Source organism: Nitrosomonas sp. Is79A3, assembly GCF_000219585.1.
In the GTDB taxonomy this organism is placed as follows: Bacteria; Pseudomonadota; Gammaproteobacteria; order Burkholderiales; family Nitrosomonadaceae; genus Nitrosomonas.
The window spans coordinates 3,595,962-3,612,047 of record NC_015731.1; the positions used below are offsets into that span (position 1 = coordinate 3,595,962).

A 16,086-nucleotide genomic window follows, 5' to 3' on the forward strand; every position below is an offset into this window, starting at 1 on the left:
GTTATTGTTAGCAAGTTGTACCGGGCACTGAATCTTTATTAATGCTTGTAATTTAATTTTTCATAATCAAATAGCCATTTAATAAATTCATCGGGCGACATAGGTTTTGCAATAAAATAGCCTTGAATCTCATCACAGCCAAGCACTGTTGCCAATTCGTAGTCCGCTTTAATTTCGATTCCTTCTACCACCACATTCAGGCCAAAAACCTTGCCTAATTTTATACTCGACTCAAGCATTGCACGAGTGGCAAGATCTTCCGCGGCGCCATGCGCAAAGATCCGGTCCACTTTGAGCTCTGTAAAGGGCATATGCTTAAGTGTTTCCATAGATGAATAACCTGTGCCAAAATCGTCAATAGACAATCCAAACCCCTTAAGTCTTATCCGCGTCAAAATATCCAGGGTTTGCGCAAAGTCTTTTCCCAGTTTGCTTTCAGTGATTTCCAGAGTCACCCGGTCGATCGGCACATTACAATCACCCACTGCTTTTTCATAAATTTCCGGCAAGTTAAACCGATCCAGGTTTTCCATTGAAACATTAACGGAAATCTTTAAATCCAAACCTTGCTGTAACCACACATCCAATTGCTGAGCGGATTTTGTTAAAATTCTGCGGGTAAATTCGTTGATCAAACCGCATTGCTCGATAACGGGAATAAAACTATCCGGTGAAACATAACCGTAATGCGCATGGCGCCAGCGTGCCAGACATTCAACGCTCGTCACATGGCCGCTGGAAACAGCAACTTTGGGTTGATAGAATAAGTCGAAATGATCAGCAAGCAGTGCTTGTTTAATTTCTTCCAGATTAAAGATCTGTCTCATTCGGGACAAATCACTGTTTCTCCGGACCGGCGAAGCAAGCTGTTCCAAAATCGTTGCCAAAGAACCGACCGTAACCGGTTTAGCCAATGTGCCAATGACGTTCAGTCCGCGTACAGTAGCCAGGCGTTCTGTTGCTTTAAGCAAATCAGGATCTACGCCTGAAAACAATACTATCTTGCCGCTATAACTTTGATCAGCAATGTTGCGCAAAAACTCAATACCGTCCATCCCCGGCATTTCTATGTCACAAATCAGCAGGTCAACAGCAGTTACTTGCGCAGACAATACAAATAAGCCCGCCTTCCCATCTTCCGCAACCAGCACCTCATTGACACCCAGTTCTCTTAATAAATGACTGACAAATTCCAGCATGAATTTGTCGTCATCAAGCACCAGCACACGTATCTGCTTTTCATTATTCATTCGAATAGTAGTTAAAGCCTACTTCCATGCTGCTGATCCATTGTACAAGAACCACTCAATCATCACTTTCCCTGTTCTAATACAATCCATATTACCGATTACTGTCATCTACACGTGCTTTACTATCCTGTTCCGGAACCAGCCATTTTAATAGCGTATTGACTAATAATTCAGGATTGATTGGCTTAGTTAGAAAATCATTCATGCCAACACTCCGGCACAAATCCTTATAATGATGATCTGCATTGGCTGTTACTGCAATAATCAATAAATCCGCCCATTGCGCATTAGTGCGGATTATTTTTGTAGCCTCCAGGCCATCCATGACAGGCATTTGAATGTCCATCAACACACAATCAATAGTCTCCTTACTCAATATCTCCAATGCTTCTTTTCCATGATTCGCAATAGCTACATGCGCCCCATTGTATTCCAGCAATCCCTTAGCAACCAGCTGGTTCAGTTCGTTATCCTCGACTACCAGGATAGTAAATCCTTTTAGTTCCTGATGTGAATTTTGAGTTAAATTCATTTTGTTAGTTTGCTTTAATCAAGGAGCGAGCACCAACTTGATAGTTTTGTCCTTTTTCGAATTTGCGCTTAACTTCTATGCGGGAGAAATCATACCGGCTGCCACCGTATTATTACTGCTTTCATCAATGATGATAAAACACCCGGTCGCACGATTACGTGCATAATCGTCGAACACAATCGGCGACTGTACTTTCAGTCCAACATGGGCAATATCATTCATATTTAAAGTATTCACGGTTTCGTGATCCAGGGTATTCACATCGACACGATAATCAATCCGGCTTATGATTGCTTTAACAAGGCGGGTCGTATGTTTGATCAGGTACTTCCGGCCCGGATCAAGGGGCTGTTCTGAAAGCCAGCATAACATCGCATCAAACGCTTTGCTAGTCCGTGGTGTATCACCTGTTTTCACCAGCATATCGCCACGTGAAATATCTAAATGATCTTCAATGGTCAATGTGATGGATTGAGGAGCAACCGCCTCATCAATGGGCCCCTCGTACCTGAGAATTTCTTTGATGCGTGAAGTTAAACCGGATGGTAGCAATGTGACATTGTCTCCTACATGTATGGAACCTGATTCAATTCGTCCCATGTAACCACGAAAATCATGCAGTTCCTTAGTTTGCGGCCGGCACACCCATTGCACTGGAAAACGAAAATCTTCACGATTGATATCATCCTCGATCGATACATTTTCGAGCAAATCCATCAGCGTGGAATTTTGATACCAATCGAGATGATCACCGCGTTCAACCACCATATCCCCATTAAGCGCTGACATGGGAATATAGGTAATATTATGCAGCTTGAGGTTTTCAGCAAAAGCGGCAAAGTCCTTGCAAATGTGCTCAAATACCGACTGAGAATAATCCACCAAATCCATCTTGTTAATGGCTACAACCAGATGCGGAATCCCTACCAGGCTTGCCAGGTACGCATGGCGGCGCGATTGCGTGAGCACACCCTTACGTGCATCAATCAGAATAATCGCCAGATTGGCAGTCGATGCGCCGGTTACCATATTGCGCGTATATTGCTCATGGCCTGGCGTATCGGCAATGATAAATTTGCGTTTGGGCGTCGCGAAGTAACGATAAGCCACATCAATGGTTATCCCTTGCTCACGCTCGGCCTGTAACCCGTCAGTCAGCAAAGACAAGTCGACACCTTCCGAGCCACGCTTACGTGTCGTGTTGGTAATGGAAGTTAACTGATCCTCAAAAATCGACTTTGAGTCATGCAGTAAACGGCCAATCAAAGTACTTTTGCCATCATCCACACTCCCGGCAGTAATAAAGCGTAATAACCCGGTTTGATCAAACGAAATTTTTTCAATTGCCGACATTTAGGAACCTTCTGGAAATTCGTATCACCGCAATAGATAGAAACAAGTGGTTTGGAATAGTAGAAGCCGATTCACTCAATTGACTGAATGCGGTGTTTTCCCAGTCAATTATCACCACGCATCCGCCAATGTTAGAAATAGCCTTCTTTTTTACGCAATTCCATGGATGCTTCGGATGTCTGATCGTCCATGCGCGTGGCACCGCGCTCAGTAATTCTCGTCATTGCTGTCTCTGCAATGATTGCATCCACATTAGCAGCATTGGATTCTACTGGGCAGGTGCAACTCATGTCACCCACAGTGCGGAAGCGCACCATCATTTGCTCAATTTTTTCGTCCGCTTGCGGTTGCACCAGGTGAGAAACGGGCAACAAGCCTGCAGCACGCCGTATAACTTCGCGCCTATGGGCAAAATAAATCTTAGGTACTTCCAAATTCTCGCGTGCAATATATTCCCAAACATCCAGCTCAGTCCAGTTGCTGATTGGAAATACCCGGATATTCTCGCCGGGGTGTGTCCGGGTATTATAAAGATCCCATAACTCCGGACGCTGATTTTTTGGATCCCATTGGCCAAACTCATCGCGGAAAGAAAAGATTCGCTCCTTGGCGCGCGCTTTTTCTTCATCCCGGCGTGCACCACCGATGCAAGCATCAAATTTAAATTCTGCAATGGCATCCAACAGCGTCACTGATTGAAAAGCGTTACGGCTCTGATTCTCTGAACGCAGCACTACTCTGCCTTTCTTGATCGAGTCTTCCATACTGCGCACAATCAAGCGCTCACCCAACTCTTTGACGCGATGATCACGGAATTCGATGACATCAGGAAAGTTATGTTCCGTATCAATATGCATCAGGGGAAACGGGAAGCGGCCGGGACGAAATGCTTTCTCAGCCAAGCGCAATAAAACAATGGAATCCTTACCACCGGAGAACAGCAGAACGGGATTGGCGCATTCTGCCGCCACTTCGCGCATAATATGGATCGCTTCACTTTCCAGCGCATCAAGATGGGTAAAAGGATGGGTACTCATTTTCTTTCTCTTAATACTCAGTTTAAGGCAAATCCTAGTCACGCAGTTTGCAAAAAAGGATTCATGACGGTGCTTTCAATTGCGCCTATTTTAATGGAATAACCTTGCCGGTATGCAATCCACATTCCTTCGTTTCTGGCGTTTCCCACCACCAGCGTCCGGAACGGATATCTTCGCCCGGTGTAATCGCACGCGTGCAAGGTGCGCAGCCGATACTCGGATAAAACTTATCATGCAGCTTGTTATAAGGCACTTCATACTGCTTGAGATATTCCCAGACTTCCGCGTTAGACCATTCCAGCAACGGGTTCACCTTCTGCATACGATTGCCCATATCATAGGCAGACACCTTCAAACTCAGCCGGCTGGTTGCCTGCTCGTGTCTTATTCCGGTCACCCACGCACGTTTACCCTGTAAAGCGCGGCGCAAAGGCTCCACTTTACGGATATGACAACAGGCTTTACGCAGCTCGATGCTCTGATAAAAACCATTGACGCCATTCTCGGCAACATAGGCTTCCACTTGTTTTACATTGGGAAAATAGATGCGTAGCGGCGTTTTGTACCGTTCCCGTACTGTTTGCATCAAATCATAGGTTTCTTGCGGCAATCGCCCGGTATCCAGACTGAACATATCAATAGCGAGTTGATACCGGTCAATGATATCAGTCAGCACCATATCCTCTGCGCCCAGACTATTCGCGAATGTAACCGGTGCAAAGTCGCGTATGGTTTCGGTCAGGATTGCAACAACCTGCTCAATTTTTTGCTGCAACTCACTCATTGACCATATCCACCGCCGGATTTCCCTTGCGCTGCACCCGCCGGAATAATGGCAGTTTCTGGTCAAAAGAAGTTTGATAAACTTCGGAAAAATCAGTCAATCCTTTTAATGCGTCTTCCATGTTACGATCCGGACGTGTTGCAAAGGCATCAAAACCCACGCGCTGCATATAAAATAATTGATCACGCAAGACATCGCCGATCGCCCGCAATTCCCCCGTATACCCGAGGCGCGCACGCAAGTTATAAGCTATTGAATAACCTCGGCCATCTGAGAATTTTGGAAAATCAACCGCAATCACAGAAAATTTGTGTATATCGCCTTTCAAATCCTCCGGCCGCTCGGCGCTCGCCAGCCACACACCAATTTCAGCACGTTGTTGCAATGCATCACGTTGCTGCAGCCACACTGACAATGGAACAATCACCTTGCCTTCTGGAACCGTGACATTTTCAGCTGACTCCTGTTCATTTAAACGGAGAACAATCCAATCATCTGCAACGATTGTTTTATTTTTTATTATCATCTTCACTTAAAACCTTGGGGAATAATAAGGAATTGAATATTGCGCAGGAACCACGACATGCTTATCCGCAATCTCTTCTTCCGCTACAGCAAAATCCGTCGCATACACATGTTCTTTAAAAGGCGCATGACCAATGCGGCGCACTGTGTCGATAAAGCTTTCAGCTTCCAACCGTTCACGCAGATAAACCTGAAGCAGACGATCGATCACTTCAGGCACTTGGTTAAATGTAAAAGATGGGCCGATAATCTTACCGATCGAACTCAGGTTACCTTCAGCACCGCCCAGTGATACTTGATACCATTCATCGTGATCTTTTTTTTCCACCCCGGTAATGCCGATATTGCCGATATGATGCTGCCCGCAAGCATTGACACAACCGGAGATGTTCAGTGATATCTCACCAATATCATGCTGAAAATCCCAATCTTCAAAACGCTCGGCAATCAACTGTGCCAACGGTATGGAGCGTGCATTGGCCAACGTGCAGAACTCCGCACCGGGACAACTGATAATATCAGTCAGCAAACCGATATTGGGCGCGGTCAGTTCTTGCGCGGTCGCTTCTTGCCATAACCGAATCAAATCCTTCTGCCGGACATCCGCCAATACCAGATTTTGTTTATGCGTGATGCGTAATTCACCAAAACTATAGCGCTCCGCCAAGTCTGCTATGGCTTCCATCTGTTCAGCCGTAGCATCGCCGGGTACAGTGCCCGGCTTCTTCAACGACAAGACGACAATCGCATAACCGGGAACACGATGCGCCTTCACATTGCGTAACATCCAGTTGGAAAATGAGCGACTATCTGCCTTGAATTCATTCAGTTGCGAATCATGATCGGTTAATTTTTCATAAGCCGGATCAGTGAAGAACGTGGCAACGCGATTGACTTCCTCACTGGTTAAAGTGCCGGGACCGTCCTTGAGATCTGCCCAATCGGCTTCGACTTGACGTTTAAACTCATCAATCCCTAACGCCTTTACCAGTATCTTGATACGCGCTTTGTATTTATTATCCCGGCGCCCATATTGGTTATAGATTCTCAAAATGGATTCTACATACGTCAAGATATGTTGCCAGGGCACAAATCCACAAATCTCACTGCCGATGATCGGCGTACGCCCCAATCCTCCACCCACCAGCACCCGGAAACCGATTTCGCCTTGCGCATTTTTTGTGACGGATAAGCCAATGTCATGCGCATAAACAGCAGCACGATCTTCTTTTCCACCACTGATGGCAATCTTAAATTTTCGCGGCAAATAAGCAAATTCCGGATGAAAAGTGCTCCACTGGCGCAAAATCTCCGCATAGGGACGTGGATCTACTACTTCATCCTGAGCCACACCGGCGAATTCATCCGACGTAATATTGCGCACACAGTTACCGGATGTCTGGATGGCATGCATTTCGACCGAAGCCAGATCAGCCAAGATATCGGGGGTATCTTCCAGTTTTAGCCAATTAAACTGAATATTCTGGCGTGTCGTGAAATGCCCGTAATTACGATCATATTTGCGGGCAATATGGGCAAACATGCGCATCTGCTTCGACGAGATCAAACCATAAGGCACCGCAATACGTAACATGTAGGCATGTATTTGCATATACAAACCATTTTGCAGCCGTAAAGGCAGGAATTCCTCTTCAGTCAATTCATCGGAAAGACGCCGGCGTACCTGATCACGGTACTGCTTGACACGCTCATCCACTATTTGTTGATCATATTCATCATAGCGATACATATTTATTTCCCCGCATATTCATTTAAAGCTGCTCAGTAAGGTATGCAACAAAAATATTTTTATTAATCAGAAATTCAACTGATATTCTAGGATTCTGATTGCGTGTAACGCTTGGACACGGGCAACAATAATGCTGCATCCAAGGGAAATTTAGCACCATATTTCATAATATGATTCACATCATCATCCTCGTCATGTCTTAATGCCATACCAATATAAGCATGTTCGCCACTCTCACCCACCACCACACCAATGCGCCCGCCACAACCATTAAACCATGAGACCTGTTTAGGTTTATTCTCAATATTTGTACTCATCAATCAATCCTTTGTTTCATTAATGGGAAGTTGCTGAAGCCTGTCAATGAATCAGCAACTCACCATCACAGCCCCTTATCACACTGACACACAAAGCAACTTCTTAATTGTCACCTTAAATTTATTGCACATTGATCATACTGTCCGGCTCTAATTCCAACTTTCAAGAGTCAGTTTGATATCTGCCACTCCTGCTGCGGGCAAAATAAGCAATGCTGCTATTCTAGCAAAAAACGAAATGGGAATCGCCCTATGCATTTAATCACAGACAAAATGCAGTACACTCATTTCACATAAAAATTGATGTGAAATGGTACAGTTAGCAAAACCGACAAAATATCAAAATACGAACAATAAGAAAATCACAAAGAATTTTACTCATTTTGACAGAGCTTGCGCTGGAGCCAATCAGGAAATCTGACACCGCGCACCTCATAGGTAATTTCTTTTAGCTATCTTGCTACTTTCTTTTTAAAAAGTAGCATCATAACAATACAATTTTATAATTCAAAATAATGTTATGTTAGATCGATATAACCACTTATTATTAACAGGCACGACCAATGAAACTCCAGCAACTTCGCTATTTATGTGAAACCGCCAGCCAGGATATGAATTTATCCAAAGCGGCAAAAAAATTACATACCTCTCAACCCGCCATCAGCAAGCAAATTCAGATGCTTGAGGATGAGCTCGGTGTAGATATTTTTTTGCGCAATGGTAAACGTATTGTGCAAATAACGCCACCTGGGCAATTAATCATAAAAACGGCCACCCGGATGCTTCGCGATGCCGATAATCTAAGAAAAATTGCGGAGGAATTTACTAATGAAGCCGGCGGCACACTGACTATCGCCACAACACACACGCAGGCGCGCTATGCTTTACCCCCTGTGATCAAGCGCTTTACCGAACGTTACCCAAAAGTCAAATTAATCCTGCGGCAAGGAAGTCCGATGCAAATTTCTGCTTTAGTGACCTCGGGCGAAGCGGATATTGCGATTGCCACTGAAGCCTTTGAGCAATTTCCAGAACTCATATTGCTGCCGTGTTATCAGTGGAATCGATGTGTCGTTGTGCCGCCCAAGCACCCGCTTCTAAAGCTAAAAAAACTCTCATTGGAGGCGATTAATCAATATCCTATCATTACTTATGATTTTGCTTTTACCGGGCGTTCAAAAATCAACCAGGCATTTGCTAGCCGGGGACTGGAACCCAATGTGGTGCTGACGGCCATTGACTCGGATGTGATCAAAACTTATGTAGAACTGGGGCTGGGTGTTGGTATACTGGCAAACATGGCTTTTGATTCCAAGCGAGACAAAAATCTCAGATCAATAGATGCTAGTCATTTGTTCGAACCCAGCACGACACGCATCGGTATCAGCCGCAATAGCTATATACGTGGTTATGTCTTCGATTTTATCGAAATGTTTGCACCGCATCTTGACCACGCAAATATCCAAGCTAAACTGGAAAGTAGTAAATATGATGACGCGGAGATCGCAAACTCATTTCCATTGAAAGCAAGTAACCAATCATTTGTTGAGGTCAAAAAATGAAAACATTTCTTAGTTTGATATTGGCATCACTCATACTGACATTCATTGTCCTTGGTTCCGGTGCTTACAATATGGCAGCCACAGAAAAACACTGGGGCATCACGGAAAAGATTATCGAATGGGTGCGTGAAAGCTCCATCGAAGCGCGCGCCAAGAACCTGGAAGTACCTCCTCTGGATGACACAGAGGTACTCCTGAAAGGCGCCGAACACTACAATGCCATGTGCACAACTTGCCATCTGGCTCCCGGTTTGAGACCAACAGAATTGTCCATAGGTTTGTATCCGCAAGCACCCGCATTCCATCAACGCGAATCAGTCAATGATCCAGCCAAACAATTAGATCGCATCAGAGCATATTTCTGGGTAATAAAAAATGGCTTAAAAATGACCGCCATGCCAGCCTGGGGTCTTAGTCACGATGATGATTCGATCTGGGCAATGGCAGCCTTTGTTGTCAAAATGAGCCATATGACACCTGAGCAATATGAAAATCTCATCAGTTCAGCCAAAGATCACTCGCATGACCATGATCACAGTCATCATTAACTTGAATAGTAAAAAACCAAGATTCAGCTTAGCTTGATTACCTGATCTGCGCCTATCAAGGTATATAACTTTGATTCAATCCGTCATAGCCAAGGATCTTATTGCAAGCTACCTGTGCGCAAATTATCAGATTGGTACCGGCCCTGATTTAATTTCGTTACGAATTGATCAATTCTCAGAACCACTCGCAAAACTCCTGATTTCATCGGGGCAATCTTGCGCGGCTATTATCAGCGCCTATAATCCATACAGTCGGCGATTAAGTAATGAACAAAATTTGACGGCGCACGAATCGCTCAGGAATTTCTTGAGTCAGCATTCCTACCCGACAATTGAAAGCTTAAATACTGACCCGGCCGGCTTATGGCCCGCAGAAAAAAGTTTTTTTGTGCCCGGACTGGATCTGAATACCGCTCAACCATTAGGACAGCAATTTGATCAGAATGCGATTGTATGGATCGGTGGTGATGCAATCCCCCGCTTGATCCTGCTGCGCTAGAAACAATTGACTAAGCATTTGTTTCAACAGAAAATGACTTAACACCAGACAAGATATTGGGGTATCAAAAAATTCAGTATAGCTGCCAACGCAAACCCGGTGCTATACTCATTACTTTCACAACAGTTTGGGAGATACAACTATGAAGCAAACACTCACCTTTCTGACTTTGGCTATATTCAGTTTTGGATTGCTTGCTTTTGATGCGGAAGCAAAGCGCATGGGCGGCGGCAAAAATATAGGCACACAACGTCAATCTGTTAACCCGCAGCAAGCTGCGCCTAATTCCCAGAAATCAGCTGCAGCCGCGCCTGCGGCTGCAGCTGCAGGCGGTGGAAGTAAATGGGGTGGCGCACTGGCAGGTCTTGCAGCCGGCGGTTTACTGGCCGCGCTCTTTATGGGTGGCGCGTTTGAGAACATCAACATGATGGATATGGTCATGCTGGCGTTATTAATCGGCGCAGTGTTCTTTGTTATCCGCATGCTGCGCAAACCCAAAACTGCAGAATCCACACCTTCGATGCAATATTCAGGGACGAACACAAACACGCAAGACCGTTTCAGCACGCCACCGTTTACCGCACCCGCAGGAACTGCAACAGCAGATAACAGCGAAACTGCTTACCGTCAGCCGAATATTCCGGCAGACTTTAAAGTAGAGCCGTTCATACGCAATGCAAAGGCTTCGTTCATGCGCTTACAGACTGCGCATGACCATGGCGATGTCAACGAAATCCGTGACTACACAACCCCCGAAATGCTTGCAGAAATTAGCGCGCAAATTAATGAACGGGGTGATTCGCAGCAGAAAACGGAAGTACTGTTCATTGATGCCAATTTGCTGGAAGTTGAAACAACCAATGATATGGCAGTCGCCAGTGTCCGCTTCACCGGTCAGCTACGCGATGCGCCCGATGGCGAGCCTGAAGCATTTGATGAAATCTGGCATGTCCAGAAAGATCTTAAGAATCCTGATGCCACTTGGTTATTGGCAGGTATTCAGCAAGTTTCCTAAGTTATTTTCAATATAGCATTATTGAGTTAACCCGGCCGGAACGCACCTGTTTCTGGTTAAACGATCAGGCCGGGGTTTAACAAGCAGTTGAAAAACGTATTCGAGGTAGCCGATGCAAGGCGAAAATAGGCGAAAAAGCACAGTTTATGCATGATAAATGAGCATTTTGGGTCTAGTTTTTAACACTGCAACAGCAACGCAGATAGTTTTTATCGCTTGCATCAACCCGCACAATTTCTCCCAATTAATCTTCAGCATTCATTTAATGACTGCACCCAATCACTAACACCATGTATACGAGATTATCAAAAACTGTGATGGTCTTGGCTTTTGCACTGTATGCCTCGCTGGTCGCTTTCGGCAATTTGACTGATTACAACTCAAATTTTTCCCTCGTGACTCACGTTCTTACGATGGATACAACCCTTCCTGATAACCAGGGAATGTGGCGGGCTATTCATTCTCCCTTCATTCATCATACGGTTTATAGTTTCATCATTGGGATAGAAGTCGTGATTGCAGGACTTTGCTGGCTGGGCAGTTTGCGTTTATATCAGAACCTTAAAGACCCTCCATCCTTTAATCAGGCAAAAGGTTTGGCAATCCTGGGATTAACACTTGGTTTTATCCTGTGGTTTACAGGATTCATGACGATTGGCGGAGAATGGTTTTTGATGTGGCAATCAGAAACTGCCAATGGACAACAAGCTGCGTTTCGTTTAGTTATGATAATTGGCATCACCCTCATCTATTTGACTCAAACAGATGAAGCGGGACATCCATAAAACCATACCTAAGAAAACTCTGAATAACTGTCATTTCGAGCGTAGCGAGAAATCTATGGTATTGATTGCCAAAGATCCTTCACTTTGTTCGGAATGACATATGAGGGTTATTCAGAGTTTCCTTAACTTCGAATACTCGGGTCATGATACCAAAGCATCTATTCCGGCCTGGGCAATTTGCGCATCCTCGAATGATCGCACGCCACTGACACCGATCGCGCCGACAAATTGATTGTTGACAGTGACCGGCAGTCCGCCTTCAATGGGCAATGTGCCGGGTAAATTTAGATACCTCAGGCGTCCCTCCGCAATATTCTCTTCCCAGATTTTAGTTGGACGGCGAAATGCAATGGCGGCGCGCGCTTTTTCAATGGCCACATTAATACTGCCGAATTGGGTATGATCAAGGCGTTGCAGATAAAGCAAATGACCGCCGTCATCTACGATAACAATGACAACTGGCCATTCATTCCGCTTGGCTTCCGCTTCTGCACCCGCAGCTATTTTCTTGGCGTCGTCCAGCGTAAGAATTATCTTGTTCATAGTCATATTTACCCCTCAAAGCTACAGGCCAAGCCGGTAATCCCATCGACACCAACTTTCGATGCCACAGGTCCGAACCCGCAGCTTATTTTTTATGTTGCAATAAAATCTAAATGGCCTATTTGGTTCATGGAACTGTTATTTAAATCCCAGCACCGCCTTCGAATACTTCTTGACGCATCTGGGCTTGTGAAATATTACTGCCCGGTGGCACACTGCGCGTCAACCACACATTACCGCCGATCGTTGAGCCTCGACCTATGGTAATGCGTCCCAATATTGTTGCACCGGCATAGATCACCACGTCATCTTCCACAATGGGATGGCGCAAATTTCCCTTCACCAAAGCGCCATTCTCATCTACCGGAAAACGTTTGGCCCCCAGGGTGACAGCCTGATACAGGCGCACATTTTGGCCAATAATCGCGGTTTCACCAATCACCACACCGGTACCATGATCAATAAAAAACCTGCCGCCAATCTGCGCACCCGGATGTATCTCTATACCGGTTACTGAATGCGCAATTTCTGAAAACATGCGTGCAATCAGCGGCGCGCCCAGACCATGCAAAACATGCGCCAGCCGGTAATGCGTTATAGCCATTATTCCAGGATAACAAACCAGCACCTCATCCACATTACGCGCAGCCGGATCACCTTCATAAGCTGCAATAATATCGCTTTCCAGCAGACTCCGGACTTCCGGCAGCCGTTTGGCAAATGCCTGCGTAATAGCTACTGATTGCTCACGATCTTCATTACTAAGAACTTCCAGGCCAGAGTTATAGTGCAATTCATGCTGGATCTGCACCATTAATTCGCGCAATGTCATGTTCAGCGTATGCCCAACATAATAATCAATGCCTTCATCCGCAAATTCCGACGAACCCAGACGGTTAGGAAACAAAGCCGCGCTCAAACCCTCAGCGACACCCATCAGAATTTTGCGCGACGGTAACTTCGGTGGCTTGTTGTGCCGCCGGTTACGGCTCTCCAGTGAAGCCATGCGTAAAGCACGCAACTCAGCAACAATATTATCCACATCCAAATAAGCACTCCGCAAAAGGGGATCTTGCGTTCTCTTGATATCGTTCACGATGTCGTCAAACCCCGCTCATCAAACATGCCCTCAAAAAGAATACTGCTCAGATAACGTTCGGCGGAATCCGGCAAAATCACCACGATGGTTTTTCCGGCATTCTGCGGGCGTTTGGCATGGCGTACCGCAGCCGCTACGGCCGCACCGCAGGAAATACCGGCCAGAATGCCTTCTTCCCGTGCCAAGCGCCGTGCATAGAGTATCGCTTCTTCATTACTGACTTGCTCGATTTCATCGACCAGTGACAGATCCAGGTTATCGGGCACAAAGCCTGCGCCGATTCCCTGAATTTTATGCGGCCCAGGTGCCAGTGATACACCGGCGCGCTTTTGCGACAATACCGCGCTCGCCGCGGGTTCAACCGCCACCGACGTGATGGCTTTGCCTTTGGTTTGCTTGATATAACGGGAAACACCGGTAATCGTACCGCCGGTTCCCACGCCCGCTACAAAAATATCGATGGCGCCATCAGTATCATCCCATATTTCCGGGCCGGTCGTTTTTTCATGAATCGCCGGATTGGCCGGATTTCTGAACTGTTGCAACAGCACATAGCGGCCCGGATCAGAAGCAACAATCTCTTCCGCCTTGGCCAAAGCACCGTTCATCCCTCGCGCCCCTTCGGTTAATTCCAATTTGGCACCCAATGCAACCAGTAATTTACGCCGTTCCACACTCATCGTTTCCGGCATCGTCAAGGTCAGCGGGATTCCCCGCGCCGCCGCGACAAAAGCCAGCGCAATGCCGGTATTACCGCTGGTCGGTTCGACAATTTCTTTCCCAGGACCGAGTAATCCCCGGTGTTCAGCATCATCGATCATTGCAGCACCAATGCGGCATTTCACCGAATACGCCGGATTACGCCCTTCAATTTTTGCCAATACCAATGTCGGTGCGCCATCAATCACCCGGTTAAGACGCACCAGCGGCGTACGGCCAATGGACAACGAATTATTCTCAAACCAATTTGACATGATTTTCCCTTTTTTGTGTAATGCCTATTCAAACGCATTACCACTCTTTTATTAATCAAAAATAAAAAACCGCCCGCTCTGATATTACTTAACCAAACGGATTCACTGGAATCATAAGGATTTCACTATAGCGCATTCGTTCCTAGGCTGAAAGTACATACGCTGCTATTTCATCAATTTATGGGAGCATTGGCAGTATTGCCAAAATAAGTTGTCTGGCACGCTGCCACGTAAGAAAGTACTTCGATAATAAATTATTTTTGAATATCTCATTTCTAGCAGGCCAATAGAATGGATAGATATACAAATGTAAAAACTGCATAAATATAAGCAAAATGCTTATTTACAAATTAAATCGGCAGTTTAATATATGAAAAGAATAGATGAAGGCTAAAGGTGTCAGAACAAGCAAGGCAACCAGTTTATAGAAAATGGAGTTCATCAATATCGCTGCTATATATTGACTGTACTAAGGTTAGTTATTGAACACCCAATTCCTTGAAGTAATTGATTGAAAATGCAATCATTTTCGATAAAAAAGAGCAATTATTTTTACTATAAAATCAAAAGGAGTAAATTATGAAAAAGAATTTCAAACATAACGCAATTATTGGATTACTGTCATTAATGCCGGTAGGCGCTTACGCAGCACCAATCGATCTATCAAGCTGGACGCCGCTGACGCTTAATTATCCGGGAGGGCAAGGAGCCGGCAGCTGGGTATTGGAACCAGGAAATACTGCTGTCAAACAGGTAATTAACGCCGATCCTTCTTTTTTTCTGAATAACCAGAACACTGCGAGTTATTCGGTAGACGGCTCATGGGAAGTTACAACGACGAGCGATGATGATTACATGGGTTTCGTGTTTGGCTACCAGAATTCGAGTAATTTTTATTTGTTTGATTGGAAGCAGGGAACTCAGGGCTACGTTGGCCAAACCGCTACGGAAGGAATGACTATTAAGGAATTTCACGGCGCGACTGGCGATGGCCTTGTGGATTTATCCTTAGAAGAATTCTGGGAAAATGGAGCTAATTTTGGTGACATGGAAATTCTTGCCACGAATCATACCGGCAATGGCTGGAATGACAATGTCCTGTATAACTTTCACCTCGATTTTAATTTGAACCCTGGAGAGATTCATATCGTTGTTACACAAGGCGTAACTGAGTTGTGGAATGTTACCGTTAACGACTCAACATTTTCTGCAGGGCAGTTCGGGTTCTACAACAATTCACAGGAAGCCGTAAGATACGCGGGGTTCGAAATAACACCCGTTCCAGAACCTGAAACCTACGCTATGCTGCTGGCTGGGTTAGGCTTATTGGGATTTATGGCACAACGCAGGAAGGTGATGGTCAAATAACTTGGGATTATTCAGAACAGGAGTGAGCTGTTGCCCCTGTTCTGAATGCTTGAATAATATTCTTTTGTCGTTTTGTTAAGGAAGCTCTGATTAAGTTGATACATTCATGGTTCGACAAGCTCACCACGAACGTAATCAATATATT

17 protein-coding genes are annotated in these 16,086 nt (G+C 45.4%); 6 read left to right on the forward strand and 11 right to left on the reverse strand.

Annotation, left to right across the window (positions count from 1 at the left end; genetic code table 11):
* Positions 1 to 38: 38 nt before the first annotated feature.
* The 8 genes from NIT79A3_RS16695 to NIT79A3_RS16730 all read right to left on the reverse strand — a co-directional run bounded on the left by NIT79A3_RS16695 (position 39) and on the right by NIT79A3_RS16730 (position 7,548).
* Positions 39 to 1,250, reverse strand: coding sequence for an EAL domain-containing response regulator (locus NIT79A3_RS16695; RefSeq protein ID WP_013967313.1), 1,212 nt, complete (start codon positions 1,248 to 1,250; stop codon positions 39 to 41).
* A gap of 91 nt (positions 1,251 to 1,341) precedes the next feature.
* On the reverse strand, positions 1,342 to 1,782 hold the full coding sequence (locus tag NIT79A3_RS16700; protein WP_013967314.1) for a response regulator: 441 nt from the start codon (positions 1,780 to 1,782) through the stop codon (positions 1,342 to 1,344).
* Between the two features lie 75 nt (positions 1,783 to 1,857).
* Positions 1,858 to 3,135, reverse strand: coding sequence for a sulfate adenylyltransferase subunit CysN (gene cysN / locus NIT79A3_RS16705; RefSeq protein ID WP_013967315.1), 1,278 nt, complete (start codon positions 3,133 to 3,135; stop codon positions 1,858 to 1,860).
* Between the two features lie 131 nt (positions 3,136 to 3,266).
* Positions 3,267 to 4,172 (reverse strand): sulfate adenylyltransferase subunit CysD, encoded by a 906-nt coding sequence (gene cysD, locus NIT79A3_RS16710; RefSeq protein ID WP_013967316.1) that lies wholly within the window; start codon positions 4,170 to 4,172, stop codon positions 3,267 to 3,269.
* A gap of 85 nt (positions 4,173 to 4,257) precedes the next feature.
* The gene (locus tag NIT79A3_RS16715; protein WP_013967317.1) at positions 4,258 to 4,956 is read right to left on the reverse strand and encodes a phosphoadenylyl-sulfate reductase; all 699 of its coding nucleotides are present in this window, start codon (positions 4,954 to 4,956) and stop codon (positions 4,258 to 4,260) included.
* The gene (locus NIT79A3_RS16720; RefSeq protein WP_013967318.1) at positions 4,949 to 5,482 is read right to left on the reverse strand and encodes a DUF934 domain-containing protein; all 534 of its coding nucleotides are present in this window, start codon (positions 5,480 to 5,482) and stop codon (positions 4,949 to 4,951) included. Before NIT79A3_RS16720 ends, NIT79A3_RS16715 begins: the two co-directional genes overlap by 8 nt.
* A gap of 6 nt (positions 5,483 to 5,488) precedes the next feature.
* Entirely contained in the window at positions 5,489 to 7,231 is a 1,743-nt protein-coding gene (locus NIT79A3_RS16725) for a nitrite/sulfite reductase (RefSeq protein WP_013967319.1), read from the reverse strand.
* Positions 7,232 to 7,317: 86 nt separating this feature from the next.
* Positions 7,318 to 7,548: a hypothetical protein gene (locus NIT79A3_RS16730; protein WP_013967320.1), complete on the reverse strand. Its 231-nt coding sequence runs from the start codon at positions 7,546 to 7,548 to the stop codon at positions 7,318 to 7,320.
* 563 nt (positions 7,549 to 8,111) lie between these two features.
* On the opposite strand from NIT79A3_RS16730, the gene cysB reads away from it, so the two are divergent.
* From cysB to NIT79A3_RS16755, 5 genes are all read left to right on the forward strand, one after another.
* Positions 8,112 to 9,110, forward strand: coding sequence for an HTH-type transcriptional regulator CysB (gene cysB, locus NIT79A3_RS16735; RefSeq protein ID WP_013967321.1), 999 nt, complete (start codon positions 8,112 to 8,114; stop codon positions 9,108 to 9,110).
* Positions 9,107 to 9,658 carry a cytochrome c gene (locus tag NIT79A3_RS16740; RefSeq protein WP_013967322.1) on the forward strand — a complete coding sequence of 184 codons (552 nt, stop codon included), beginning with the start codon at positions 9,107 to 9,109 and terminating at the stop codon, positions 9,656 to 9,658. The genes cysB and NIT79A3_RS16740 overlap by 4 nt, the downstream gene beginning before the upstream one ends.
* Positions 9,659 to 9,728: 70 nt before the next feature.
* A complete protein-coding gene (locus tag NIT79A3_RS16745) occupies positions 9,729 to 10,157 on the forward strand; it encodes a DUF3293 domain-containing protein (RefSeq protein ID WP_013967323.1) in 429 nt (142 codons plus the stop codon).
* A 142-nt stretch (positions 10,158 to 10,299) separates the two neighbouring features.
* On the forward strand, positions 10,300 to 11,172 hold the full coding sequence (locus tag NIT79A3_RS16750) for a Tim44-like domain-containing protein (protein ID WP_013967324.1): 873 nt from the start codon (positions 10,300 to 10,302) through the stop codon (positions 11,170 to 11,172).
* 290 nt (positions 11,173 to 11,462) lie between these two features.
* Positions 11,463 to 11,957: a DUF2165 domain-containing protein gene (locus NIT79A3_RS16755; protein WP_013967325.1), complete on the forward strand. Its 495-nt coding sequence runs from the start codon at positions 11,463 to 11,465 to the stop codon at positions 11,955 to 11,957.
* A gap of 141 nt (positions 11,958 to 12,098) precedes the next feature.
* On the opposite strand, the gene NIT79A3_RS16760 is transcribed toward NIT79A3_RS16755, so the two are convergent.
* The 3 genes from NIT79A3_RS16760 to cysK form a co-directional block, all read right to left on the reverse strand.
* Positions 12,099 to 12,506 (reverse strand): heme-binding protein, encoded by a 408-nt coding sequence (locus NIT79A3_RS16760; protein ID WP_013967326.1) that lies wholly within the window; start codon positions 12,504 to 12,506, stop codon positions 12,099 to 12,101.
* A 136-nt stretch (positions 12,507 to 12,642) separates the two neighbouring features.
* On the reverse strand, positions 12,643 to 13,506 hold the full coding sequence (gene epsC / locus NIT79A3_RS16765; protein ID WP_348225778.1) for a serine O-acetyltransferase EpsC: 864 nt from the start codon (positions 13,504 to 13,506) through the stop codon (positions 12,643 to 12,645).
* A gap of 86 nt (positions 13,507 to 13,592) precedes the next feature.
* Positions 13,593 to 14,573, reverse strand: coding sequence for a cysteine synthase A (cysK, locus tag NIT79A3_RS16770; RefSeq protein ID WP_013967328.1), 981 nt, complete (start codon positions 14,571 to 14,573; stop codon positions 13,593 to 13,595).
* Between the two features lie 627 nt (positions 14,574 to 15,200).
* On the opposite strand from cysK, the gene NIT79A3_RS16775 reads away from it, so the two are divergent.
* Positions 15,201 to 15,941, forward strand: coding sequence for an FxDxF family PEP-CTERM protein (locus NIT79A3_RS16775; protein ID WP_156797217.1), 741 nt, complete (start codon positions 15,201 to 15,203; stop codon positions 15,939 to 15,941).
* Positions 15,942 to 16,086 lie beyond the last annotated feature (145 nt).

Excerpts from the sequence above, each read along its gene's own strand:
- NIT79A3_RS16700 (WP_013967314.1), bottom strand. The coding sequence starts at position 1,782 with ATGAATTTAACTCAAAATTCACATCAGGAACTAAAAGGATTTACTATC.
- NIT79A3_RS16750 (WP_013967324.1), top strand. The coding sequence starts at position 10,300 with ATGAAGCAAACACTCACCTTTCTGACTTTGGCTATATTCAGTTTTGGA.
- cysD (WP_013967316.1), bottom strand. The coding sequence starts at position 4,172 with ATGAGTACCCATCCTTTTACCCATCTTGATGCGCTGGAAAGTGAAGCG.
- NIT79A3_RS16715 (WP_013967317.1), bottom strand. The coding sequence starts at position 4,956 with ATGAGTGAGTTGCAGCAAAAAATTGAGCAGGTTGTTGCAATCCTGACC.
- epsC (WP_348225778.1), bottom strand. The coding sequence starts at position 13,506 with ATGGCTTCACTGGAGAGCCGTAACCGGCGGCACAACAAGCCACCGAAG.
- cysK (WP_013967328.1), bottom strand. The coding sequence starts at position 14,573 with ATGTCAAATTGGTTTGAGAATAATTCGTTGTCCATTGGCCGTACGCCG.
- cysB (WP_013967321.1), top strand. The coding sequence starts at position 8,112 with ATGAAACTCCAGCAACTTCGCTATTTATGTGAAACCGCCAGCCAGGAT.
- NIT79A3_RS16760 (WP_013967326.1), bottom strand. The coding sequence starts at position 12,506 with ATGACTATGAACAAGATAATTCTTACGCTGGACGACGCCAAGAAAATA.
- cysN (WP_013967315.1), bottom strand. The coding sequence starts at position 3,135 with ATGTCGGCAATTGAAAAAATTTCGTTTGATCAAACCGGGTTATTACGC.
- NIT79A3_RS16775 (WP_156797217.1), top strand. The coding sequence starts at position 15,201 with ATGCCGGTAGGCGCTTACGCAGCACCAATCGATCTATCAAGCTGGACG.
- NIT79A3_RS16695 (WP_013967313.1), bottom strand. The coding sequence starts at position 1,250 with ATGAATAATGAAAAGCAGATACGTGTGCTGGTGCTTGATGACGACAAA.
- NIT79A3_RS16755 (WP_013967325.1), top strand. The coding sequence starts at position 11,463 with ATGTATACGAGATTATCAAAAACTGTGATGGTCTTGGCTTTTGCACTG.
- NIT79A3_RS16725 (WP_013967319.1), bottom strand. The coding sequence starts at position 7,231 with ATGTATCGCTATGATGAATATGATCAACAAATAGTGGATGAGCGTGTC.
- NIT79A3_RS16730 (WP_013967320.1), bottom strand. The coding sequence starts at position 7,548 with ATGAGTACAAATATTGAGAATAAACCTAAACAGGTCTCATGGTTTAAT.
- NIT79A3_RS16720 (WP_013967318.1), bottom strand. The coding sequence starts at position 5,482 with ATGATAATAAAAAATAAAACAATCGTTGCAGATGATTGGATTGTTCTC.
- NIT79A3_RS16740 (WP_013967322.1), top strand. The coding sequence starts at position 9,107 with ATGAAAACATTTCTTAGTTTGATATTGGCATCACTCATACTGACATTC.